Genomic DNA, 23,578 nt, shown 5'->3' on the forward strand with positions numbered 1-23,578 from the left:
AACAGGGCTTATTTTTGTGTTCTTAGAACCATAAGTTCCATGGTATCCTGCTCAAAATAAGCAGTAATCCTAATCCGTAGAAAATAGCAAATGTTTTAAACTTTGCTTCGCTATTGATTAGTTTTTTATGTTTTGACCATCCTATTGTAATCAAAGCAATGGCAATAATATTAATTAGCGGGTGTTCTAATGAAGTAAGTCTTAGTTCAGCATTAGACATTTGTCCAAAAGCTGAAAGTCCAAGTGGAGACACGAAATAAAGAATCAAACCGATCAATAATTGTGTATGTGTCCCGATCAAAGCAAATAAAGCAATTTTACGGTCTTTAGCAGTAAATTCTTTTTTGGATGTAAAACCAAGAACAGCATTTACAACGGCAATTAGTAAAACTAATAATGCCAAATAAGCCCATCCGGAGTGGAGTTTTTGAATAAAATGGTACATAAATTATTTTTTTGTTTGAAAACAAATATAACAAAAAAGGTTATAAAAAAACGGCATTAAACTAAAAGTCAATGCCGTTTTTTTGGTATTTATTTAGATTCTAAATATTAGAAGTCGTAACGTAAACTAAAGTTCCATGTTCTACCGAAACCGAAATATACTTGATTGTTAGTAGAAATACCTTTGTAAGTTGGCTGAGTTGGATAGTCAGCAGCAAAGAAATTTGTTTTTGCTTCAGCAATGTAAACTGTATCAAAAACGTTGTTTACGTTTAATCTGAAACCAACTGAATTACTTTTGGTTTTTCCAACTAACCAGTTGTAAGATAAACCAGCATCAACTAAACCGAATGAAGGTAATTCTAAAGAGCCTTTATTGGTTGCAGATGTAAAGTTACCTGGAGAAATTGCAGCATATAATTTCTCATTATAATTATAGTTTGCATCGATACTAAAACGTGTTAATATTTCGTATGAAGCTCCTAAAGCCGCAGTTAATTGAGCGGCGTCACCAACTTTTACACCATCAAGGAAAAGAATTGTAGTAGTTCCTCCGCCAACTGGATTGTTTCCAGAGTCATAACGGTTACTTGTGCTTGTTCCCTCGTATTTCCAGTCGCCAATAGAGAACATCCCGGTAATATTAAGTTTATCTGTAACTCTCGCTTTACCGTCAAACTCAATACCTGAGTGGATTTCAGTAATTCCTGCGTAGTCATAATAACCTCCCGGGTTTGTTACGTCATTATCGTTTGATCTTTGGTATCTGTCTTTCCAGGATGTACGGTAAATGTTTAAGTTAGCAGTAAAGATTCTGGAACGAAAACCATATCCAGCTTCTAAACCGAAGATTTTTTCGTTAGTTAAATTACCATTTACTAATGAAGCATTGTTTGGATAAACAGCATTAAAGAATGGTTGTTTTGAGTAATACCCTGTATTAAAATAAACATTGTGTTGCTCGTTAATATTGTAGTTCACACCACCTTTTACGTTACCACCAAGAATGTTTTCGTAATCTGTGCTTGATAATGCATTAGAAGCTAAGTATTTGAAATAATCAACTCTTTTAAATCCTTGCTGAGAAAGAGCTCCTTGTACAAAAACTGTTAAGTGGTCATTAGAGTATTCCAGTTGAGTGAAACCTCCATACCATCTTACATCTCCATCATTATAAAAGTTGATTTTTTTCTCATCATCTGTACTTTTGAAGACGTTCCAAGCTGGGTAAGTCGAATTTGTTTGTGTTAATACTCTATTAGGATTGTTTACATCAAAGTTGTCAATGTAAGCATTTGCTCCTAATAAATTGTTGATGTTTTGGTAGTGGATACCTTTGTAACCTCTAACGTCGACACCAAGATCCCAAGTTAAATGATCTGAAAACTTTTTGTTAAAGTTCACAATTGCACCATACCAGTTATGTGAGTTCACTGATGAAATTTGAGAAATACCAGTTGTTGAATTTGTTAAATTTCCAGTACTCGAACTGTTTTGGAATTGACCACTTGTACCATTAGTTGTACGCGTATAGTTAGTCCCGTTAATGTTCACAGTTTGACCTGAATTGTAAGCAACGATTTTATCAAAATCCACTAAACCTTCAGCAGTTCTAAATGCATTATTTGCATAATTAAAACCTCTAATACCACCTGCTCCTCTGGAACCTCCACCACGTCCGAAAGAAACGTAAGCTACGGTTGATAATTTTGAAGTTTCATTAATTTTATAATCCCAGTTTAATGAGATTACTGGTTTGTGGTAGTAATTCCTTACCATGTTAAATGATTCTCCATTTTTATATCCCCAGTCAGAGTTATATTTAATGTTTGGATCATCAACAGAGCCATATTTTTGATACTGTGCGATTGTAATGAAAGTTGATCTTTGATCATGCCATTGTGGAGCACCAGTTATAGTCAATTGGAAATCATGTTTGTTGTTTTTTGTAGTATAACCAAGACCTATATAGTAATTGTCTCCGTTAAAATTTGTTCCGTCTACATAACCATCACCCTGAGTGTGGCTGTACAATACAGATGCAGAGAATCCACTTTCTAATTTTCCTGTGTTGTAAGCAACGTTTGATTTAAAGTAATTGTCATTTCCTAAAGAAGTACCTACTGTACCTCCTTGTTTTAAATCAGAAGCTTTAGTTAAGATATTTACAGTTCCTCCAACAGAAGCGATAGCTAATTTTGAAGACCCTAAACCTCTTTGAACCTGCATTGCAGAAGTTACATCTGAGAGACCAGCCCAGTTACTCCAGTAAACAGTTCCACCTTCCATGTCGTTAACCGGCATACCATTGATCATAACGGCAATATTTTTTTGATCAAAACCACGGATGTTGATTCTTGAATCTCCAAATCCACCACCTGATTTAGACGTGTAAACTGAAGGTGTATTTTTTAGAATTTCCGGAAATTCCTGAGAACCAAGTTTTTCCTGAATTTCCGCTGCTTTAATTGTAGAAACTGCTACTGGGGTTTTTCTGTCTTTTGCAATATCCACTGTTGTACTTTTTACTACAATTTCGTTTAATTCGTTTGAGTTAGAAGCTAAGACGATTGTCCCTAAATTAGTAATAGATCCATTAGATACTGAAAATTTTACAGTTTGGCTTTGATAACCTAAAAAAGAAATAACGATTTCTCCTGTACTAGTTGATGCATTGAGAGTAAATTTACCATCAAAATCTGTAGAAGTAGCTGTCGTCGATCCCTTAATCACTACATTTGCTCCCGGCAAAGAACCTGTGCCGTCAGTAATAGTACCAGTAACCTTACCTTGAGAAAATACGGTTGAAACTATCATGAACAATAGTCCCGTGAGTAACCAATTTTTCATTGTCTTCATTTATTTGTTAGTTTTATTGTTTTTGGCAAAATTATAACAAATTAATCAGATAGTGTTATCAAAATGTTAAGAAAAGCAAGTTTTATTTATTGTACTGCGCATTAAAACGTTTTTTACTTTTTTGTTTAAGGAAAACAATCATTTTTTAAATTTTACCCCCTTAAATTTGTTAAAATCACAATAATCAGAATAGCTGCACAGGCCAAAACCTTCAAAAATGATACATTCCAGGTATTTATGGAGTGTTTTTATACGAAAAAACGCCTTAATCTTATCAAATTAAGGCGTTTGCAGTTAATCAAATAAAAACTAAATATTTTATTTATTTCTTAAAAAATAGTTCAATAAAAATGACGTCGAACTATCATGATTTTTTACTGTTTTTGTATTTATCTCTTCTAAAATAGAATTGGCTAATTGCTTCCCTAACTCTACTCCCCATTGATCATAACTGAAGATATTCCAGATAATCCCCTGAACAAAGATCTTGTGCTCATACAACGCTATTAAAGATCCTAAACTTTTAGGAGTCAATTTCTGAATCAGGATTGTATTGGTTGGTTTGTTTCCTGTAAAAACTTTAAAAGGCAATAAATAAGACGCTTTTTCAGCAGATAATCCTTGTTTGTCAAATTCAGCCTGAACCTGAGCTGCAGTTTTTCCGTTCATCAAAGCTTCTGTCTGGGCAAAAAAGTTTGACATTAACTTATCATGATGATCATCATTTCCGTATAGTGATTTTACGAATCCGATAAAATCTGTGGGAATCAATTTTGTTCCCTGGTGGATCAATTGAAAAAATGCATGCTGCGAATTTGTTCCGGGTTCTCCCCAAATAATAGTTCCGGTTTGATAGTTAACCGGTTTTCCGTCACGACCAACACTCTTTCCGTTACTTTCCATAGTTGCCTGCTGCAAATAAGGAGCCAATTTTTGTAAATATTGTGTATACGGAATCAAAGCTTCGCTTTCGGCACCAAAGAAATTATTGTACCAAACACTCAATAAAGCCAGAGTTACCGGAATATTTTGATCAAATTCTGCCGATTTGAAATGCTCATCCATTTCATTAGCACCTTTCAATAAATCATTATAATTATCAAAACCAATGGCCAATGCAATACTCAAACCAACAGCACTCCATAATGAGAATCTTCCTCCAACCCAATCCCACATCGGAAAAACGTTTTCAGGATCAATTCCGAATTCGGTTACTTTTTGGATATTAGTCGAAACTGCTACGAAATGTTTTGCAATATCTTCCTGAGTTGCAGATTTCAGAAACCATTCTTTGATTGTTTCAGAATTTGTTAATGTTTCCTGAGTCGTAAATGTTTTTGAAACGATTAAGAAAAGTGTCGTTTCGGGATTTAATTTTTTGATTACCTCATTTACGTGGTCACCGTCAACATTCGAAACAAAATGTACATTTAGATGATTCTTGTAAAATTGCAATGCTTCAACAGCCATAACGGGTCCAAGGTCTGAACCTCCAATACCAATATTAACAATGTCTGTAAAAGCTTTTCCTGTAAAACCCTTTCTTTCTCCCGAAATGACTTCGTTTGTGAAATTTTTAATTTTGTTTTTTACTTCATAAACTTCGGGGATTACATTCTCTCCATCTACTTTTATAACTGCCGATTCAGGAGCGCGTAAAGCAGTGTGTAAAACAGCCCTGTTTTCTGTCTGGTTGATGATTTCTCCGCCAAAATAATCAGAAATAGCACTTTTTAATCCAATAGAATTTGCTAATTCTAATAAAAGTGAAATAGTTTCCTCACTGATATTATTTTTAGAATAATCTACTAAAAAGTCATTCCATTGCAAATTGAATTTTTCAACACGGGCATTGTCCTGTTGAAATAATTCCTGTATCGTAGTTGTGTGAATTGCATTATAGTGGTTTTGCAGATTTTTCCACGCTTCAGTCCCGGTTGGGTTTGTTGTGTTTAAAGCCATTTTTTTCTAATATTGTTTTTTGTTTTTTGAAATACAAAAATACTGAAATTAGTTTTAACAGCTTACTGATTGCCAATTATGTAACAAGAAGTTATTAAAGAAATCGTTGTAATTAAAATAACTCTACAAATTCCCAATACTATCCAATTCTCTTTTTAAGGGTTCCATTTGGTTTTCGAAACGATTCTTATCACTGCCGGTTAAAGATTCTCCGGTTGGTAAATTGAGACGAAGCGCATCTACCTGAATTCCGTTTTTCCAGAAGCGATAGCAAACATGTGGTCCCGAAGCTAATCCGGTACTGCCGACTAATCCTATTTTTTGTCCTTGGGTAACACGCTGGCCACGACGAACCAAAATTCTGGACATATGCAAATATTGCGTAGAATAGGTGCTGTTATGTTTTACTTTTACAAAGTTTCCGTTTCCTGCAGTATATCCGGTTGCTTCTACAACTCCCGAAGCGGTAGTTGAAATTGGTGTTCCGGTTGGCGCAGCATAATCAGTTCCTTTGTGTGCTTTCCAGGTGTGCTGCACAGGATGAAATCTGTTCATCGTAAATCTCGATGTGATTCGGCTGAATTTAATCGGTGATTTTAAGAAAAAGTTTTTCAGCGTTTTCCCTTCATCATCATAATATTCTATTTTACCGGATTTTGTATCTTTCTCGAATGGAAAAGCATATATAATTTTTCCTTTATATTCAAAAAATGCAGCTTCAAGCTCCTCAACGCCATCATAAGTTTTACCATTTATAAAACGCTCGGTAAAAATTAATCCGTAACGATCTCCTTTTTTAAGTTTAAAGAAATCGATAGACCACGAAAATACTTTGGTAATCCTGTTTGCAAGAGCTGCTTCAACACTGTTGTTTCCTAACGTTTCAGAAAGTGAGCTTTTTAAAACCCCACCTATTATTTTCCGCTTTAAAGTAACCGGTTTTACTTTTTTGTAAGCCGTTGCAAGACTGTCCCTAAAATCTATAACATAATAAGTAAGTGCATCAGGCTGATAAATAAAAACCTGCAGTTTATTGGTTTTATTTTTTGATCTAAGAATCGTATAAGGTTTATTATATCGAATAATCCTTACGTTAAAAGAATTTTTTACCTGATTAACAATATCATAAACCTGTTTGTTTCCAATATTTTGACCCTGGATTATTGACCCAAAAGAATCTCCTTTTTTTACAGTATCCAGAACCACATTAAAATCAGCGTAATTAAAGCCAAATTCTATTTTTTTAGTCTTCGGTTTGACAATTTTGATTTCAACTTTTTCTTCCGTTTTTTTACATGAAAATATTGAAAACAATACTATTAAAATTACGATTGCTTTTTTCAAACTTTTAATTTTTTACTGGAAAATTAAACGGTGGTTTCGTTTCCCCAATTGGACAATTCTTCTTCGGTCCACAATTTAGGAAAAAAGATGCGTCTTTGGTATTTTGGATGCATATATTTTTGCCAGTCACTTCCACCTGTAGCTTCACCATTTCCTTTTCCACTTTCCAGAATGTATTTTATGGCCGTATTTAAGTGCTGCATTACCCAGGTAATATTTACTGTATGATCGTAATGACGCATAGCCATAATCAAATCAGGATTTTTTTGGTCCTGTTCCGGTAATTGCGTGAATTTTTGCCAAATATTTTTAGTCTTAAAATCTGACATTTGTCGTAAGAATTGATCCTTGTATTTCTTTTCAAATTCCTGCAATAAATATGATTTTTGACCTGTTTGATAATCTTTTCCCGCAGCCTGCCAGTATAAATGCTCAAAACTTGTTTCTAAATCAGTGTTTTCATCAAAATCAGCTTTATATCTTTTGTCTGTCAGGTTAATAACATCTGTCGAAGCAAATTCAATTAATCTGTATTGTGCGCTTTGAAAACCACTTGCAGGAGTTAAGGTATTCCTGAATTTCATATATTGGTCTACTTCCATTCCGTTCTCCATAATACTGAAAGAATTGGTCAGCATATCAAAATAACGGGTAATTCTTGAAAGCCTTTCACTAAAAAAATAGGTTTGAATATTCTCATTATCAGCGATTTGATCGATTTCCCACAAAATCATTTTAAAAATCAGCTCATTTACCTGATGATACATAATAAATACCATTTCATCAGGAAGTGTGGTACGCTGAATCTGCAAATTTAAAAGCGCATCGGTTTGTATATAATCCCAATATGTTATTGGTTTTGACCAAAGCAACCCTTCAAGCTGCACCTCTGTTTTTTGATTTATAGCTTTAAACTTAAGATCAATTTCTTTCAGTATTGATTCAGAATTATCTGTGGTATTCATTATTTTTTTACTTTAAGTGGACTTTTCAATCCTTTATATTCATCAATATCAGCTTTCAGTGAGCCAACTGCCAAATCAGCTTTTATTCGAACCGGGACTTTATTATCATCTGCTGTTATCCAAAGTGTTACACTTTCTTTCTCTTTAAAAACCCGTCCGGCTTGTACTAAAGGTTTAAAAACCATTGTAGAAACGGTGCCAAATTTAGTTGTAATATCCTGACGTCCTATATATTTTAACTTAAATTTTGTGATTTCCTCATCAAAGAACATATCAATTGTAATTGCTTCGCCAGGTTGAAGCTTATCAATATTAGGATGATTTCTCAAATAATAAAATGAAGAAAGAATATCCTGTACATTATTTGTAAGAACAATTGTTTTTTCAGATTTATGTTTGTAATCCTTTACCAAAATCCTGTTTTCTTTCTGATTAAAAAACCCTTCCTGGTTTTTGGTATATCCGCCTTCATTTATTTTTCGAACATATCGGTATGGTTCACCGGTTTCTTTATCAAAATAGCTTTCGTATAAATCTTCAACCTTGAAGAAAAATCTGGACATTCCGGTTGTATAACCTTTACCCACTGCATGAAATACTTTTTTGTTATTTATTGTTGCATCTTTTACTTCCAGAGTAGCATAACCTGCATTTACAATACCATAATGAATCCTGAACTTAATATATTCCCCAACACCAAACGAATCTTCTTTGAAACTATCGAAACTGAATGTGGAGAGAATGAATATGTAGAGAATAATTTTTTTCATAATATATCTGTCTGTTTATTAGATTATAAACAAATTTTATTCCAAATGTACCAAAACAAAAAAACTCAGTCAAATAATGACTGAGTTTTTATGCTATTAACTAACCAAAAAACTATAAATTATGAAAATTTATATCAATTCAGAAGGAAACCACCCCTTCTTGATTTGCGAGTGCAAAGATATACAGAAAGTGCAAAAAAGAAATACAAATGATCGAGTTTAACAAAACATTTGCATAAAAACCATCATTTTACAGAGAATTTCTCTACATATCTTAAAATTTAAATAATTTATAATGTTCCTCTTAATTCCTGCTCTCTTTCAATCGACTCAAAAAGGGCTTTAAAGTTACCTGCCCCGAACCCTTTTGCCCCCATTCTTTGAATAATTTCAAAAAAAAGTGTTGGTCTGTCCTGAACCGGCTTCGTAAATATCTGTAATAAGTACCCATCTTCATCAGCATCAACCATGATGGCTAATTTTTCAATTTCGTTTAAATCTTCCTTCATCACATCCATATGAACACCCAATCTTTCAGGAATCGCCTGATAGTAAGTATGTGGTGGTGGTGATAAAAATTCGACACCTCTGGCTTTTAGTTCTGAAACTGTTTTGATGATATCATCTGTTGCAATAGCAATATGCTGAATCCCGGGCCCGCCATAAAAATCTAAATATTCTTCGATTTGAGATTTTTTCTTTCCCTCTGCAGGTTCGTTAATCGGGAATTTGATTCTTCCGTTTCCGTTTGACATTACCTTACTCATCAAAGCTGAATATTCAGTATTGATTTGTTTGTCATCAAAAGATAAGAAATTCACGAATCCCATAACTTCTTCATAGAATTTTACCCAGATATTCATTTCGTTCCAGCCCACATTTCCTACCATGTGGTCGATATATTTCAATCCCGTTGGCGCTGGATTATAGTCTGACTTCCATTCTTTGTAACCTGGCAGGAAAACTCCGTTGTAATTTTTTCTTTCGACAAAAATATGAACGGTCTCTCCGTAAGTGTAAATTCCTGAACGAACTACTTCTCCAAATTCATCTGATTCTACAGTTGGCTCCATAAAAGAACGGGCGCCGCGTTTCATAGTTTCTTCATAAGCGCTCCTGGCATCTTCTACCCAAAGTGCTGCAACTTTTACACCGTCTCCATGTTTTTGAAGATGTGCATGAATTGGAGAATCCTGCGTTAATGGAGTTGTCAGAACAATTCTGATTTTATCCTGCTTCAAAACATAAGATGCCTTGTCCCTAACTCCGGTTTCTAATCCGGCGTATGCCAGTGACTGATATCCAAAAGCGGTTTTGTAATAATGTGCCGATTGTTTTGCGTTTCCTACGTAGAATTCTACATAATCTGTTCCTAATAATGGAAGGAAATCCTGTGCTCCTTCGAAGATTTTTTCTAATCCGTATTCTACTGATTTTACTTCTTTTGACATAATGTTTATTTGTTTAATCGATTAATCGTTTTTTGATGAACCGAATTGTTGTTTTGAATTTTGATTTTTTAGCCCTGATGGAAACGTCATCCTTTTGTGGCGGGGTTCGCCATAAAAGATATAGTGTACAGCAGGAATAGCTTCTAATTATATTGTAAATGGAGATTACTCCGTCCAGGACTTGTAATACTGACCATCATCTAATCCCATTGCTTCTTCAGTAACCATAAGCGGTCTGAAAGTATCCACCATAACAGCTAATTCCTGTGTTTCTTTGTGACCAATACTGCGTTCCATCGCACCGGGTGCGGGACCATGCGGAATGCCTTTTGGATGCAAAGTGATATGACCCTGCTCGATATTGTTTCGGCTCATAAAATCGCCATCAACATAATACAAAACTTCGTCGCTGTCTATATTACTGTGATTGTATGGTGCCGGAATTGCTTTTGGATGATAATCGTAAAGTCGCGGGCAGAATGAGCAAACGACAAAAGTTGCCGTTTCAAAAGTTTGATGTACCGGAGGCGGCTGGTGAACACGTCCTGTTATAGGTTCGAAATTGTGAATGGAGAATCCGTACGGAAAATTGTAGCCGTCCCAGCCCACTACATCAAAAGGATGCGTAGCATAAACGACTTCGTGAATCATGCCATCTTTTTTGATTTTAATTAAAAAATCGCCTTTTTCGTCATGCGTTTCCAATTCGTTTGGCAGAATAAAATCGCGTTCGCAAAATGGTGAATGTTCTAAATGTTGCCCAGATTGGTTTTTATAACGTTTTGGAGTGTAAAAAGGAGAATAAGATTCGACATAAAAAAGTCGATTTTCTTCGGTGTCGAATTCAATTTGGTAAATGATGCCTCTTGGAATAATTAGATAATCACCATATTCAAAAGGGATATTCCCTAACATGGTTCTTAATTTTCCTTTTCCTTTATGGATGAAAAGCATTTCATCGGCATCGGCATTTTTGTAGAAATATTTAGTAAGTGATTCTTTTGGGGCTGCCAAACCAATGATACAGTCTTTATTGACCAGCATAGCTTTGCGGCTTTCTAAAAAGTCATTCTCCGGTTTTAATTCAAAACCTTTAAATAATAATGATTTTATATTTTTTCCGATTGCAATTTTGGGTTCAACCGAATAGGAATTTAAAATTTCTTTAACCTGCGTTGGTCTGTGAATATGATAGGACAATGACGAATGCCCGTGAAAACCTTCGGTACCAAACAATTGTTCGTAGTAAAAACCTCCGTTAGGTTTTTCGAATTGGGTGTGTCTTTTTTGAGGAAAGTTTCCGAGTTTGTGATATAATGGCATGGCTTTTCAATTTAGATAATTTGTAAATTAGATAATTCGAAAATTGTGAATTGTGTGAACAGATAATCAGCTCATTTCTAAGAATGACTAATCATCTCAATTCGATAGCTTACTCAGGATTTCTCTTGATGAGGAATTGAAGATACTCTAATAAACCTGTCCATTTTGTTTTCATTATAACAAATATCGTAATTTTTATTGAGTTAATTACAAATTAAAACAAAAATCCGATACTAAACCACGTATAGCCTTTTGGATTTTCCGGCGACCATGAATATTTTACTTCAATAGGACCAATAATTGTTTCTAAACCATAACCCACGGCATAACCGGAATATTTAGGCATTTGTATCCAATCGACTGTGCTAAAAATATCATCGCCCAAATTAGCATAATTGGCCGAAAAGTTAACATGGTTTTTTCTAAAGATTTCGTAATCCAAAACAATACCGGATTTAATAAAACTATTGCCGGCAATACTTAGAAAATCATAGCCATAAAAATAATCAAAGTTGTTTATTTTATTATAACCATATCCTCCTAAAATATAATTAAAAAAGTTTACGCCTTTGTTTCCAATTGTTGCTCCCGCCTGAGTTTCAAATTTAAAAGTTGCTTTTTTAAAGAATGTTTTAACAAAACCAATTTCCGCTTTCATAGTCGTAAATGGTTCAAAAGCATTAGTATAATCTGAAGAGGTCAAATAGCTTTTAATATCTGATGAAAAAAACACACCCGAATTCGGAAAATATTTACTATCGAAAGAATCATATTTCAGATACCCAAAAAGACTTAAATAATCGCTTTTATCAATCACAGGGTCAGTATTGGCAAGAGTCGGTGATTTTATTTTCAAGTATTCATAATCTACACCACCACCCATTAAAAACTTCTGAACAAATATGGTCTGGAAATAAGCCTGATTCGAGATATCCATAAAGTCAACATTAATTAAGTTGATATTTGGATCTTGTGATGGATTATTACCAATATTATCAGAAATAGCATCAGAAATATTTCGATTGAACTGATTTAATCTTGAACGGAAACCAAAACTGATATTAAATCCGTTTTCGACATAATAATTTAAATCATATCTGAAATTATCTCCTAAAATAATATCCAGTGATGTATTATCATTTTTTAGAAATGTTTTTTTATGTGTAAGATTTATCAAAACAGCACTTTTATAAAGTCCGTCATAATGCAAACCCAGTTTTAAATACGTTTGCGTCGGGTTTTCTTTTAATACTAAATCAAGATCGTCCTTATTTCCATTAGGCTGTAAACAATAAGATATGGCGCTAAAGTTTTGAGTAGCATTTATATTATTTATTCCGGTTTTCAGATCATCGTATGTAATGGTACTTCCCGGTTTAAAACGAAGCTTTCCGTTGATGTATTCTTTTGTAAAATTGTCTAATTTTTCATTGTTTATATTTTCAATATGAAGTGTATTATCAGAACCAATTTTTAATTTTGGCTTTTTATAAAAATTATTTTCGTCAGCAAGTGCTTTTATTTTCTCATAAACCCCAAACGCAGCATCTTCACCTTTACGAATGATTTCTTCTCCTTTGTCAAATGAAATGACTCTGTAGTTGCTAATATCCGGTTTTATGTAAACATCTGTATCTTTAACTTTTTTCTTCATTTTTTCGATAGACTGAAGATTCGTTATCTGAACCAATATACGCGTAGCATTTTTAAGATTTCTGCGATCGAGTAAATCATCCTGTACGTCGACTCCAATAATGATATCAGCTCCTAAGTCACGGACTTCTTTTATGGGATAATTATTGACTACGCCACCATCTACAATTAATTTACCATCTACTTCAACAGGTGAAAATAAGGATGGAAAAGCAGCACTGGCAACCATGGCCTGCGCTAAATTACCTTTATTAAGCAAAACCTCATCACCTGTTTCAATATCCGTACCGATACATAAAAAAGGTGTTGGAAGCTGATTAAAATCCCTGACATGTCTCACATTACGCGTGAGGCTGCTCAATAAATTATAATTATACATTCCTTTTGAGAGTGCTTCGGGAATTCCGATCCTGAAATTACTGAAAGGCAGAACCAAAGCATATAACTCATCATTTTTTTTGCCGTAAAAATTCTTGGAAGCCCTTGGAATATAATCGTTTATTAATTCATCAAAATTGGTTTTTGTGAATATGGAATCGATTTGAGAAGCATTGTAACCTGAAGCATAAAGCCCGCCAACGACAGCTCCCATACTGGTTCCTCCAATATAATCTATTTTTATTCCTGCCTGTTCAATTACTTTTAGAACACCAATATGTGCAAATCCTTTTGCTCCGCCGCCGCTTAAGACCAACCCTATTTTTGGTCTTTTTTTTATATTGTCCTGATTTACTTTTTGATTATTTTCCTGTGAAAAAGAGTTTTGCGAATTAAAAAACAGAAGTGCAAAAAGAACCAACTGTATGTCCCGGATGGAAATGAAAAACTGCGAGAGACAAAATGATATTTTTTCCTGCAAAAAAAGAGCGACCCTAGAAGCTCCTTTTTTTGGAATAGAAAAAAATCGTTTTGACCGGGTATTTGAAATGGACAACTGGATTGGGCACATAAAAATAAAAACTAATTTGTTTTGTAAAAGTCGACAATTTTTTTGGCTTTTGATATCCCTACAACATCAGATATTTCTTTTTCTGAAGCCAACTTTAATCTTTTAACACTTTTGAAATGTTGTATTAATGTGAGCATTGTTTTTTCGCCAATTCCGGGAATACTTTCTACAGACGAATTGAGGGCAGCTTTGCTTCGTTTATCACGATGAAAAGTGATTCCAAATCGATGGGCTTCGTTTCGTAATTGCTGGATTACTTTTAACGTTTCGGATTTTTTATCCAGATACAACGGAATCGAATCGCCTGGATAAAAAAGCTCTTCGAGACGTTTTGCGATTCCGATTATGGCAATTTTACCTCGCAATCCTAACTCGTCAATACTTTTTAAGGCTGCTGATAATTGTCCTTTTCCACCGTCAATAATAATCAGTTGCGGAAGCGGTTCGTTTTCATCCAATAATCGTTTGTAACGACGATACACAATCTCGGTCATCGAAGCAAAATCGTCAGGACCGATAACCGTTTTTACATTAAAATGCCGATAATCTTTCTTGCTTGGTTTTCCGTCTTTAAAAACTACACAGGCCGCCACAGGATTGGTTCCCTGAATATTGGAGTTATCAAAACACTCGATATGGCGCGGTTCTGTTGGCAAACGCAGGTCTTTTTGCATTTGTGTCATGATACGATTGACGTGCCTGTCTGGATCTACAATTTGTAATTGTTTCAATTGTTCGATTCTGTAGTATTTGGCGTTCCTGATAGACAAATCCAGAATTTGTTTTTTATCACCCAATTGCGGAACGGTAACTTTTATCTTTTCTCCCAAATCAACTTCAAACGGAACAATCACTTCTTTTGATAATAACTGAAAGCGTTCCCGAAGTTCGATTATCGCCAATTCGAGTAATTCTTCATCTGTTTCATCCAGTTTTTTCTTGATTTCCATGGTATGCGAACGAATAATCGAGCCGTGAGAAATTTGTAAAAAGTTCACATAAGCTGCACTTTCATCAGATACAATCGAAAAAACATCGATATTGGTGATTTTCGGATTTACAATCGTAGATCTCGATTGGTAATTTTCGAGAATTTCTATTTTTTCCTTGATTTTTTGCGCTTCTTCAAATCGTAAATCCTGTGCATATTTGTTCATTAAACGTTTGAAATCTTTCATGCTTTCCTTGAAATTTCCTTTCAGGATTTCGCGAATCGCATCAACCTGTCTTTGATAATCTTCCAATGGTTCCAATCCTTCGCAAGGTCCTTTGCAATTACCAATATGATATTCCAGACATACTTTAAATTTGCCGGAACTGATATTTGATTCGTTCAAATCATAATTACAGGTTCTTAACGGATAAAGCTCTTTGATTAAGTCCAGAATTGTATATACCATTTTGAAATTGGTATACGGACCAAAATATTCAGATCCGTCTTTCACCATTCTTCTGGTTAAAAATATTCTCGAAAAAGGTTCTTTTTTTATGCAGATCCAAGGGTAGCTTTTATCATCACGAAGCAATACATTATACCGCGGCTGCAGAGTTTTTATCAGGTTATTTTCTAATAAAAGTGCATCAGTTTCAGTAGGAACCACAATGTGTTTGATGGTAATAATTTTTCTTACCAGCACATTCGTTTTCCTTGTATCGTGAATTTTATTAAAATAAGAAGAAACTCTTTTCTTTAGATTTTTTGCTTTCCCAACATATAAAATCTTTCCGTCCTTATCATAATACTGATACACACCGGGATTGTCCGGCAAGGTTTGAATTTGAAGTTCTAAAGACGGTATTTGCATTATATTTATTTCTGAAGATATAAAAAGACTTGTCAAAAATCATTCCGATTCACATCGGAAAGCTTAACACTGAAATCTTTTCAAATTTACGAAATCAAAAGAATAATTTCTATATTTAGAGTCTGTTTAAAATTCGACATGAAAAACAATGCCCCAATGGTTCTTTTTGGCGAATCGATTTTGCCTGGAGAAAACAAAACGATAAATGTAGAAATCGCCAGATTGCACACTACAACTAAACTCAATATTCCGATTATCGTTCGACGTTCTAAATTTGACGGACCAATAGTTTTATTCTCTGCCGGAATTCATGGCGACGAAATAAATGGTGTAGAAATTGTACGCCAGATCATCAGTAAAAAACTAAATCGCCCAACAAGAGGAACTATTATCTGTATTCCGATTATCAATATTTACGGTTTTGTCAATAAATCAAGGGAATTTCCTGACGGTCGCGATTTGAACCGTGTTTTTCCGGGGAGTAAAAAAGGTTCGCTGGCAAGTCGTTTTGCATTTCACATTACCAATCAGATATTACCTATTATTGATTATGCAGTAGATTTTCACGCAGGAGGTGCAAGTCGGTTTAACGCTCCTCAGATTCGAATTACAGAAAATAATCCTGAATTAAAACTTCTGGCTGACGTTTTTAATGCTCCGTTTACATTATATTCCAAAAACATCAACGGTTCTTTTAGAAATACTTCTGAAAAAGCCAATGTCAAAATGCTTCTTTTTGAAGGCGGTAAATCATTGGATATTAATGACCCGGTAGCAAATGAAGGCATAAAAGGAGCCAAACGTTTGCTGGATTACCTTAATATGCTGGACCCGAAACATATTGTTGAAAAAGCCAATTTCCCTTCTATCTATATTAAGAACTCTGTTTGGTTACGGGCAAAGCAATCCGGATTATTACACGATTACAATATGGTCAGCCGCTTTGTTACGAAAGGAACTATTTTAGCCATTATTACAGACCCTTTTGGTAAATTTGAGCAAAAAGTAAAAGCACCACATGACGGCTTTGTTATCAATGCCAATCATTCGCCTATTGTTTATGAAGGCGATGCTATTTACCATATTTCTAAAAATATAGATGACAATGCCTACGAATAAAAAAGAACTGCGATTACATTACAAAAACCTCCGAAAAGAACTTACTGAGGAAAATATTGAAGAAAAAAGTCTGCAAATAACGAATCAATTAATCAAATTACCTATTTGGAATAAAACATATTATCATGTTTTTCTTCCTATTGAAGAACAAAAAGAAGTAAATACCGAGTTTATTTTGCACCTGCTTTCAGGAAAAGACAAAGAAATTGTGGTTTCTAAAAGTGATTTTGAAACCCGTGAAATGACTCATTTTTTATTGACCGACAATACCAAAATCAGGAAAAACGAATACAATATCCCAGAGCCTTTAAACGGATTAGCTGTTCCTTCTGAAACTATTGAAGTAGTTTTTGTACCGCTTTTGGCTTTTGATATTTTTGGAAATCGTATTGGCTACGGAAAAGGTTTTTACGATAAATTTTTAGCAGAATGCAAACCCGAAACAATCAAAATTGGTCTGTCTTTTTTTGAAGCTGTGAACCAGATTGATGATGTTTTTGAATCAGATATAAAACTGGATTATTGTGTGACACCTGAGAAGATTTATACTTTTTAAAAACCTCTTCCTTGTTTCTTATTAATTGTTATTGTCAGTTCGAGCGGAGTCGAGAACCTCCCAAGCATCTCGACTCCGCTCGAAGTAATATTTTGAATGAACTATTTTACCATAATTCCTTCTACAAAAAGAATCGGCACTTCCTCGGTATTATTTTCGTTGATTAAATTTGACCTGAAGATAAATTTCTTGTCATATAACGTATTTCCGATGAAGAAAGTTACCATAAATTCATTATTCAAAACCAAAAGACTTTTTTCGACCATTTCGATTTTTACTACTGAAACAGCAGGAACTTCAACAAATGCATGACGCAAAACAGAAGTTTTTTTCATTTCGCCGTCAATGGTTCCAAATGCTTTTGAAACGACCATAACACTGTCTAAATTAAAATCACTATCGTTTACAAGGTAAGCATACCATACTTTTTCCATAAAATCGTCGCTCCATTCCTGAACAGCGGCAAGGAATACGTTTTCTACTTCCGGGATTGTTATGTCTTTTTTCATATCTGCCAAAAGTTAAAAATTTCAAAAGTCGAAAATTCCCAACATTAGAAACTTTCGACTTTTGAAATTCAACTTAAATTATATATTACATTTAAATTGTTCAAGGAAACGAACATCATTTTCGTAAAACATACGAATATCACCAATTTGATACAATAACATTGCAATACGCTCTACTCCCATTCCGAAAGCAAATCCATTGAATTCATCAGGATTGATGTCACAGTTTTTAAGAACATTTGGATCTACCATTCCACAACCTCCAATTTCTAACCAGCCGGTTCCTTTTGTAATACGATAATCTGTTTCGGTTTTCAGACCCCAGTAAATATCAATTTCGGCACTTGGTTCTGTAAAAGGAAAATAGGACGGACGTAAACGGATTTTAGATTTTCCGAACATTTCTTTGGTAAAATAAAGCAGTGTTTGTTTTAAATCTGCAAACGAAACGTCTTTGTCAATGTACAATCCTTCCACCTGATGGAAAATACAGTGTGAACGTGACGAAATAGCTTCATTACGAAAAACACGTCCCGGAGAAATAGTACGGATCGGCGGTTTGTGATTTTCCATGTAACGTACCTGGACAGATGATGTATGCGTACGCAATAACACATCAGGATTCGTCTGAATGAAAAATGTATCCTGCATGTCGCGTGCGGGATGGTATTCCGGTAAATTCAAGGCAGTAAAATTATGCCAGTCGTCTTCGATTTCCGGACCTTCGGAAACATTAAAGCCAATATTGGCAAAAATATCTATAATTTGATTTTTAACAATCGAAATAGGATGGCGGGAACCAATAATTACGGGTTCCGGCGCACGTGTTAAATCTCCAAATGAACTTTTAACTTCTTCTTTACTTTCCAGCTCTTTCTGAATAATTCTTACTTTTTCTTCAGCAACAGCTTTTAAAGTATTTATTACCTGTCCAAAATCTTTTTTCTGATCATTTGGAATATTTTTAAACTCTGTAAAAAGTTCTTTTAACAACCCTTTACTACCTAAATATTTAACACGGAACTGCTCTAAGGATTCTTTATTTTTCTCATTAAAGGCTTTAGCTTCCTCTATATGTTGTTTTATCTTGTCTATCATTTTCCTTCCATAATTGAGGGAACAAATTTAAGCAAAAAAGTGAGACGTTAGCTGTGAGACAGGAGAAGTATTTCGAAACTTCTGTTATATTTTCAATCTGAAATCTAAAATCTTCACTCTAAAAATCTAAATTTATTCAATAAGTTCTCTTTCTACAAAATAATTTACGATTGCTTCTTTCATCAAAACCGATTGTTCTCCTGCTTTTAAAGGCGGTAATTCTTCTTTTACTTTGTAATGCGGCCAGCCTTCATCATCAAAATATTCAAATTCATAAAACCCGTAAGGCTCTAATAATCTGCAAATAGCAATATGCATTAAGTTCAGTTTTTCATCTTTTTTGAATTCACGATGAACTTTTCCGAGTTCCTGAACTCCAATCAGGTAAATTATGGCATCCAAATCCAGGTCTTCTCCTTGTGAAAACTGATTGGATAATATATCGACGAGCTTTTCCCAGCGCTCTTTTAGTTGTGTATCTCTTGACATTATGATTTTAGATTTTGAATTTTAGACGGTAGATTTAGATTTTTTTCAAATCCAATTCTATTTTGAATTCTAAAATTATTTCATGCAAAGATAGCAACTTCAAATCCAAAGACCTAAAATTAAACTTTTGCGAAGGTTTCGAATAAAAGCATATTGATTAAACGGATTAAATCATTGAAATCTTTTATCTGTGGCAATAAAAACTTTACAAACGTAAAGCAGATAATTCTTTTATATTTGCGCCTCAATAAAACCACAGAAAATATGAGTTTTTTAGATATAATTTTGGGTGTACTTTTAGCTTTTAGTCTATACAAAGGCATTAAAAATGGTCTTTTTGTAGAAATAGCTTCTTTTGTTTCGTTATTACTGGGGATTTATTTAGCCATAAAATTTTCATCGTTCATGAAAAGTATTATCATGAAATATGTTTCCTGGAATCCAAATACAATTCAGGCAGTGGCTTTTATTTTGGTATTTATTTTAGTGGTTATTGGTGTTTATTTTCTGGCAAAAATCTTAACCGGAATTGCTGATTTTGCATTTTTAGGCTGGATTAATAAGTTAGGCGGCGGATTTTTCAGAGTTCTGAAAACAATTCTGATTTTAAGTATTGTGATTGCCCTTTTTGAAAAAATAAATTTCAACAATATATTTGCCAAAAAAGAAACCTTGGACAAATCTATATTTTATAACCCGATTAAGAAAGTAGCTGCTTTTGTTTATCCTTCGATTGAAAAAGGATATGAAAGTTTAAAAAAAGCAAATGCTGAAAAACCAGTTAAACCTTCTGAAAAAGAGTAGTATTATTCAGTTTCGTTAAGCGGTTTTGGAAATAAATTTTTCAGAATAATAAGCATCATCCCTATCACATTTACGGATGAAGTTGTCAATAAAGTGATCAATACATTTTCTGAAAGATTCAGATGCAATACATTGTCATTGAAATATAAAATTGAGATGACAGCTGCCAGCCAGAGGAAAATAATGAAGGAGAAAATATACGTGAGATATCTTCTTAATTTTGTATCTTCTAAGAACCTGCCAACTTTAGCGTTCCCCAGCCTGTCTTCAAGAATTTGATTTTGCGCAAGCGCATTCGAAATATCCTGCGGCGTTATTGACGCATTATTTTCAATAGAGATACGACTTAGGTTGAATGCTGCCGACATCTTAAGAAATTGGTTTTAATTTAGTTTTATAATGCTCATAAATAGCATCATCAGAAATAACAGCGTTGAAATCCTTACGATACACTTTGTTCCAGGGAGTTCCTTCTATATGTGTTAAAGCGCTTAAATACACACCATCAAACCTTCCGTAAAGTTCCCATATTCTATCTAAAAACTTTTCATCTTCGCTTTTAATTTTCTCATTTTTAGTAGGATTTGGAATCTTTTCAGTAATTTTTTCTTTTTTGTATTGCTTTATACTGTAATACAAAGAAGGAAAAACAGGCCCAAAATCCCAGGCAATCGGGTTTTCATCGATCAACCTTTCTTTTTTATCTGTCAGGGCTAAATACCAGCCGTAAGCAATATAAGTTAGTTTAATTATTTTCATAGGTGTAAGATCTCCGGTTTTGGAGTATTTCTCTATGAAATAATTAGCTACTGTTGTTGGATTGTATGCCATAATTATAAATATTATTTTTCAAAGTTAAATAAAATTAGATTGCTTTACAATTATGAACTCTATTGTTTTGCTAATGAGTTGGTTTATAAAAAACAGAGGCATTATCAAAATTAATGCCTCTGTTTTATTTTTACCAGTTTATTTCTTTTTTCTCTCCTTTTTTCAAAGTGATTTCACGTTTTGTATCGCCGTAAATCAAAATTGTTTTTCCTCCTTTTTTAGACGACACAACAACTTTATTCAGCGTTTTGTTATTCCATTCCATTGCGATTTCGAACCCGCCTCTGGCGCAGATTCCTTTTACAGATCCGCTTTCCCAGGCATCTGGTAAAGCAGGGAGTAATCTGATTTCGTTTTCATCAGATTGCACTAACATTTCTGCGACTGCTGCTGCTCCTCCAAAGTTTCCGTCAATTTGAAAAGGCGGATGTGCATCAAATAAGTTAGGATACGTTCCTCCTCCTCTTCTTGGCTTCTCCGTTTTCTTTCCGTCCGGATCAACGTACTGAAGCAATTCCCTGAACATTTTATAAGCATGGTTTCCGTCCCAAAGTCTGGCCCAAAGATTAATACGCCAGCCTTTTGACCAGCCTGTTGTCTGGTCTCCTTTTATTTCGAGCGTTTTTCTGGATGCATTGGCTAAATCCGGTGTTTTTAATGGCGTGATATGATTGCCGGGAAAAAGTCCGAATAATTGTGATTGATGACGGTGCCTTGGATCGTTATCTTCCCAATCGTGATACCACTCTTGCAAATTGCCTTTTTTACCAACTTGATAGGGATGTAATTTCGAAAGTGCTGTTTCTAATTTTGCTCGGAAATCAGCATCAATATTTAGGATTTTTGATGCTTTTATCGTCTTATCGAAACATTCTCTAATCATTGCCAAATCTGCTGTCCCTCCGTACATTGTCGCACCAACAAAACCATCTGGAGCAATGTATTGATTTTCGGGTGAAGTTGATGGCGATGTAATTAAATTGCCGTTTTTATCCGTTATCATCCAGCCCAGACAAAATTCAGCTGCCCCTTTCATCAACGGATAACCTTCTTTTTTCAGGTATTCTTTATCCTGAGTAAAAACATAATGTTCCCAAATGTGTGTGCTCAGCCAGGCACCAGCCATTGGCCAGCATGCCCACATAGGTTCTTCTTTACCAAATTGCCCTACCGGATTGGTCATCGCCCAAATATCCGAATTATGTCCTGCCGCCCAGCCCTTATCAACTCCATAAAAAGTCTTCGCTGTTACTTTTCCGGTAACCGAAAGATTTTTTATAAAACTTAACAGTGGCAAATGCATTTCTGAAAGATTGGTGTTTTCTGCCAGCCAGTAATTTTCTTCTACATTAATATTCATTGTATAATTACTCCTCCATGGCGGATTTAAGTGAGGATTCCAAATCCCTTGTAAATTTGCAGGAACTCCCATTGTTCTTGAACTGCTGATCAATAAATAGCGCCCATAATTGAAATAGAGAATCTCCAGATTCTTATCTTCTTTTCCGTCTGAATAGCGCAATAAACGTTCATCTGTTGGTAAATCTGGTGCTGCAGTTTTTCCTAAATCTAAAGTGACACGATTGTAGAACTTTTGATAATCAGCTGTATGCAATTCTTTTATTTTATCGAATGATTTTGCAAATGCCTTGTTCATATTTTGCAATGCAATTGCTACATCGTCTACACCTTCAGTTGCGGGATTTTTGTCAAAACCATTAAAGCTTGTTGCAACAGAAACATAAATAATTGCTTCTGTCGCATCTTTTAAGGTTAAAGATTCTCTGGAATTTGTGATTTTCCCGTCCGTTTTTTTAATTTGGATTAAAGTGGTAAATCTTGTTCCTCTTTCTTTTATATCCAAATATTTTGGTAGAACAGCATATCCGGCATTTTCATGAATTGGTGCTGAACCTGTCATTACCAAAATGTTATTCCTAACTTCAACATTTGATTTCAGTAAACTCTTTAGATTAATATCAAAATTTAGAGCTCCTTTTTGATCACTTGTCAATTTGATTATCATAATTTGATCCGGAGCTGAGACAAAATATTCACGAGTATATTTTATGCCGGCCATTTCGTAACTCACTTTTGATACCGCATTCGAAATATCCAGTTCCCGATGATAATTTACTGCTTTCCCTTTTTCAGAATTATTTATTTCTAATGTTCCTAAAGGTGCAAATGATTCGGAGTTTTTACCCTGAATTTTTTTATTTAATTCTTCAGCCAATTTGTAATTTTCGTTTTTTAATGCTTCACGAATCGCTGGCAGGTTTTTATATGCTTCAGGGTTCATATTTGCATTTACGGGTTCTCCTGACCAGAGTGTAGCATCGTTCAGATAAATTTTATCTGAATTAACGCCTCCAAAAACGGTTGCGCCTAACTTGCCATTTCCCAGAACCAGGCTTTCTTCAAAAAACTCTGCTGGCTTATCATACCAAAGAATATGATTGGATTGAGCTGTGATTTTTCCGCAAAAGAGGAAGAAGGCGGAAAGGACAAATAGTTTATAAAATGAATTTGACTGCATGATTTGATGTTTTTGTTATTTATCTTTTGGTTTTCCCACAATCGTGTCGCGTGAGGGATTACTTCACTATACCTTAATTTTCATAGGAGTTCAGTGAACTTCGTTTGA

19 protein-coding genes are annotated in these 23,578 nt (G+C 34.4%); 3 read left to right on the forward strand and 16 right to left on the reverse strand.

Translation table 11 applies throughout. The annotated features are described in order from the left end of the window. Window positions 1-22: 22 nt before the first annotated feature. The 10 genes from ACEN92_RS13430 to uvrC all read right to left on the reverse strand — a co-directional run bounded on the left by ACEN92_RS13430 (window position 23) and on the right by uvrC (window position 15,525). Window positions 23-445 (reverse strand): hypothetical protein, encoded by a 423-nt coding sequence (locus ACEN92_RS13430; RefSeq protein WP_495638865.1) that lies wholly within the window; start codon window positions 443-445, stop codon window positions 23-25. Window positions 446-552: 107 nt separating this feature from the next. Then, a complete protein-coding gene (locus tag ACEN92_RS13435; protein WP_495638866.1) occupies window positions 553-3,303 on the reverse strand; it encodes a TonB-dependent receptor in 2,751 nt (916 codons plus the stop codon). Between the two features lie 318 nt (window positions 3,304-3,621). Then, the gene (gene pgi, locus ACEN92_RS13440; protein ID WP_495638867.1) at window positions 3,622-5,265 is read right to left on the reverse strand and encodes a glucose-6-phosphate isomerase; all 1,644 of its coding nucleotides are present in this window, start codon (window positions 5,263-5,265) and stop codon (window positions 3,622-3,624) included. A 123-nt stretch (window positions 5,266-5,388) separates the two neighbouring features. Further along, the gene (locus ACEN92_RS13445) at window positions 5,389-6,609 is read right to left on the reverse strand and encodes a peptidoglycan DD-metalloendopeptidase family protein (RefSeq protein WP_495638868.1); all 1,221 of its coding nucleotides are present in this window, start codon (window positions 6,607-6,609) and stop codon (window positions 5,389-5,391) included. A gap of 23 nt (window positions 6,610-6,632) precedes the next feature. Further along, on the reverse strand, window positions 6,633-7,574 hold the full coding sequence (locus ACEN92_RS13450) for a tryptophan 2,3-dioxygenase family protein (protein WP_495638869.1): 942 nt from the start codon (window positions 7,572-7,574) through the stop codon (window positions 6,633-6,635). Then, window positions 7,574-8,344, reverse strand: coding sequence for a DUF3108 domain-containing protein (locus ACEN92_RS13455; RefSeq protein ID WP_495638870.1), 771 nt, complete (start codon window positions 8,342-8,344; stop codon window positions 7,574-7,576). The genes ACEN92_RS13450 and ACEN92_RS13455 overlap by 1 nt, the downstream gene beginning before the upstream one ends. Before the next feature lie 290 nt (window positions 8,345-8,634). Further along, window positions 8,635-9,795, reverse strand: a complete 1,161-nt coding sequence (hppD, locus tag ACEN92_RS13460; RefSeq protein ID WP_495638871.1) for a 4-hydroxyphenylpyruvate dioxygenase — start codon at window positions 9,793-9,795, stop codon at window positions 8,635-8,637. A 165-nt stretch (window positions 9,796-9,960) separates the two neighbouring features. Beyond that, window positions 9,961-11,118, reverse strand: a complete 1,158-nt coding sequence (locus ACEN92_RS13465; protein ID WP_495638872.1) for a homogentisate 1,2-dioxygenase — start codon at window positions 11,116-11,118, stop codon at window positions 9,961-9,963. Window positions 11,119-11,332: 214 nt separating this feature from the next. Then, window positions 11,333-13,720 (reverse strand): patatin-like phospholipase family protein, encoded by a 2,388-nt coding sequence (locus tag ACEN92_RS13470; protein ID WP_495638873.1) that lies wholly within the window; start codon window positions 13,718-13,720, stop codon window positions 11,333-11,335. Window positions 13,721-13,731: 11 nt separating this feature from the next. After that, a complete protein-coding gene (uvrC, locus tag ACEN92_RS13475; RefSeq protein ID WP_495638874.1) occupies window positions 13,732-15,525 on the reverse strand; it encodes an excinuclease ABC subunit UvrC in 1,794 nt (597 codons plus the stop codon). Window positions 15,526-15,663: 138 nt separating this feature from the next. Between uvrC and ACEN92_RS13480 the strand changes: the two genes are divergently transcribed. Together ACEN92_RS13480 and ACEN92_RS13485 are read left to right on the forward strand one after the other, a co-directional pair. Next, complete coding sequence (locus tag ACEN92_RS13480; protein WP_495638875.1) at window positions 15,664-16,644, forward strand: succinylglutamate desuccinylase/aspartoacylase family protein; 981 nt, start codon at window positions 15,664-15,666, stop codon at window positions 16,642-16,644. Then, window positions 16,631-17,200 (forward strand): 5-formyltetrahydrofolate cyclo-ligase, encoded by a 570-nt coding sequence (locus tag ACEN92_RS13485; protein WP_495638876.1) that lies wholly within the window; start codon window positions 16,631-16,633, stop codon window positions 17,198-17,200. The genes ACEN92_RS13480 and ACEN92_RS13485 overlap by 14 nt, the downstream gene beginning before the upstream one ends. Window positions 17,201-17,301: 101 nt before the next feature. Here the strand turns inward: ACEN92_RS13485 and ACEN92_RS13490 are convergent, their stop codons facing one another. The 3 genes from ACEN92_RS13490 to ACEN92_RS13500 all read right to left on the reverse strand — a co-directional run bounded on the left by ACEN92_RS13490 (window position 17,302) and on the right by ACEN92_RS13500 (window position 19,296). After that, window positions 17,302-17,709, reverse strand: a complete 408-nt coding sequence (locus ACEN92_RS13490; protein ID WP_495638877.1) for a hypothetical protein — start codon at window positions 17,707-17,709, stop codon at window positions 17,302-17,304. A 78-nt stretch (window positions 17,710-17,787) separates the two neighbouring features. Then, complete coding sequence (gene pheS, locus ACEN92_RS13495) at window positions 17,788-18,807, reverse strand: phenylalanine--tRNA ligase subunit alpha (RefSeq protein WP_495638878.1); 1,020 nt, start codon at window positions 18,805-18,807, stop codon at window positions 17,788-17,790. A 132-nt stretch (window positions 18,808-18,939) separates the two neighbouring features. Next, window positions 18,940-19,296: a hypothetical protein gene (locus tag ACEN92_RS13500; RefSeq protein WP_007807156.1), complete on the reverse strand. Its 357-nt coding sequence runs from the start codon at window positions 19,294-19,296 to the stop codon at window positions 18,940-18,942. Between the two features lie 264 nt (window positions 19,297-19,560). On the opposite strand from ACEN92_RS13500, the gene ACEN92_RS13505 reads away from it, so the two are divergent. Next, window positions 19,561-20,100 (forward strand): CvpA family protein, encoded by a 540-nt coding sequence (locus tag ACEN92_RS13505; protein WP_495638879.1) that lies wholly within the window; start codon window positions 19,561-19,563, stop codon window positions 20,098-20,100. A 2-nt stretch (window positions 20,101-20,102) separates the two neighbouring features. On the opposite strand, the gene ACEN92_RS13510 is transcribed toward ACEN92_RS13505, so the two are convergent. The 3 genes from ACEN92_RS13510 to ACEN92_RS13520 all read right to left on the reverse strand — a co-directional run bounded on the left by ACEN92_RS13510 (window position 20,103) and on the right by ACEN92_RS13520 (window position 23,470). After that, on the reverse strand, window positions 20,103-20,468 hold the full coding sequence (locus tag ACEN92_RS13510; RefSeq protein ID WP_495638880.1) for a hypothetical protein: 366 nt from the start codon (window positions 20,466-20,468) through the stop codon (window positions 20,103-20,105). A 1-nt stretch (window position 20,469) separates the two neighbouring features. Then, window positions 20,470-20,931 (reverse strand): Panacea domain-containing protein, encoded by a 462-nt coding sequence (locus tag ACEN92_RS13515; RefSeq protein WP_495638881.1) that lies wholly within the window; start codon window positions 20,929-20,931, stop codon window positions 20,470-20,472. 130 nt (window positions 20,932-21,061) lie between these two features. Continuing rightward, on the reverse strand, window positions 21,062-23,470 hold the full coding sequence (locus ACEN92_RS13520) for a glycoside hydrolase family 95 protein (protein WP_495638882.1): 2,409 nt from the start codon (window positions 23,468-23,470) through the stop codon (window positions 21,062-21,064). Window positions 23,471-23,578 lie beyond the last annotated feature (108 nt).

The sequence above is a fragment of the Flavobacterium sp. Flavsp81 genome (assembly GCF_059491325.1).

Coding starts and splice junctions, on each gene's coding strand:
- ACEN92_RS13430 (WP_495638865.1), bottom strand. CDS start 445: ATGTACCATTTTATTCAAAAACTCCACTCCGGATGGGCTTATTTGGCA.
- ACEN92_RS13435 (WP_495638866.1), bottom strand. CDS start 3,303: ATGAAGACAATGAAAAATTGGTTACTCACGGGACTATTGTTCATGATA.
- pgi (WP_495638867.1), bottom strand. CDS start 5,265: ATGGCTTTAAACACAACAAACCCAACCGGGACTGAAGCGTGGAAAAAT.
- ACEN92_RS13450 (WP_495638869.1), bottom strand. CDS start 7,574: ATGAATACCACAGATAATTCTGAATCAATACTGAAAGAAATTGATCTT.
- ACEN92_RS13455 (WP_495638870.1), bottom strand. CDS start 8,344: ATGAAAAAAATTATTCTCTACATATTCATTCTCTCCACATTCAGTTTC.
- hppD (WP_495638871.1), bottom strand. CDS start 9,795: ATGTCAAAAGAAGTAAAATCAGTAGAATACGGATTAGAAAAAATCTTC.
- ACEN92_RS13465 (WP_495638872.1), bottom strand. CDS start 11,118: ATGCCATTATATCACAAACTCGGAAACTTTCCTCAAAAAAGACACACC.
- ACEN92_RS13470 (WP_495638873.1), bottom strand. CDS start 13,720: ATGTGCCCAATCCAGTTGTCCATTTCAAATACCCGGTCAAAACGATTT.
- uvrC (WP_495638874.1), bottom strand. CDS start 15,525: ATGCAAATACCGTCTTTAGAACTTCAAATTCAAACCTTGCCGGACAAT.
- ACEN92_RS13480 (WP_495638875.1), top strand. CDS start 15,664: ATGAAAAACAATGCCCCAATGGTTCTTTTTGGCGAATCGATTTTGCCT.
- ACEN92_RS13485 (WP_495638876.1), top strand. CDS start 16,631: ATGCCTACGAATAAAAAAGAACTGCGATTACATTACAAAAACCTCCGA.
- ACEN92_RS13490 (WP_495638877.1), bottom strand. CDS start 17,709: ATGAAAAAAGACATAACAATCCCGGAAGTAGAAAACGTATTCCTTGCC.
- pheS (WP_495638878.1), bottom strand. CDS start 18,807: ATGATAGACAAGATAAAACAACATATAGAGGAAGCTAAAGCCTTTAAT.
- ACEN92_RS13500 (WP_007807156.1), bottom strand. CDS start 19,296: ATGTCAAGAGATACACAACTAAAAGAGCGCTGGGAAAAGCTCGTCGAT.
- ACEN92_RS13505 (WP_495638879.1), top strand. CDS start 19,561: ATGAGTTTTTTAGATATAATTTTGGGTGTACTTTTAGCTTTTAGTCTA.
- ACEN92_RS13510 (WP_495638880.1), bottom strand. CDS start 20,468: ATGTCGGCAGCATTCAACCTAAGTCGTATCTCTATTGAAAATAATGCG.
- ACEN92_RS13515 (WP_495638881.1), bottom strand. CDS start 20,931: ATGGCATACAATCCAACAACAGTAGCTAATTATTTCATAGAGAAATAC.
- ACEN92_RS13520 (WP_495638882.1), bottom strand. CDS start 23,470: ATGCAGTCAAATTCATTTTATAAACTATTTGTCCTTTCCGCCTTCTTC.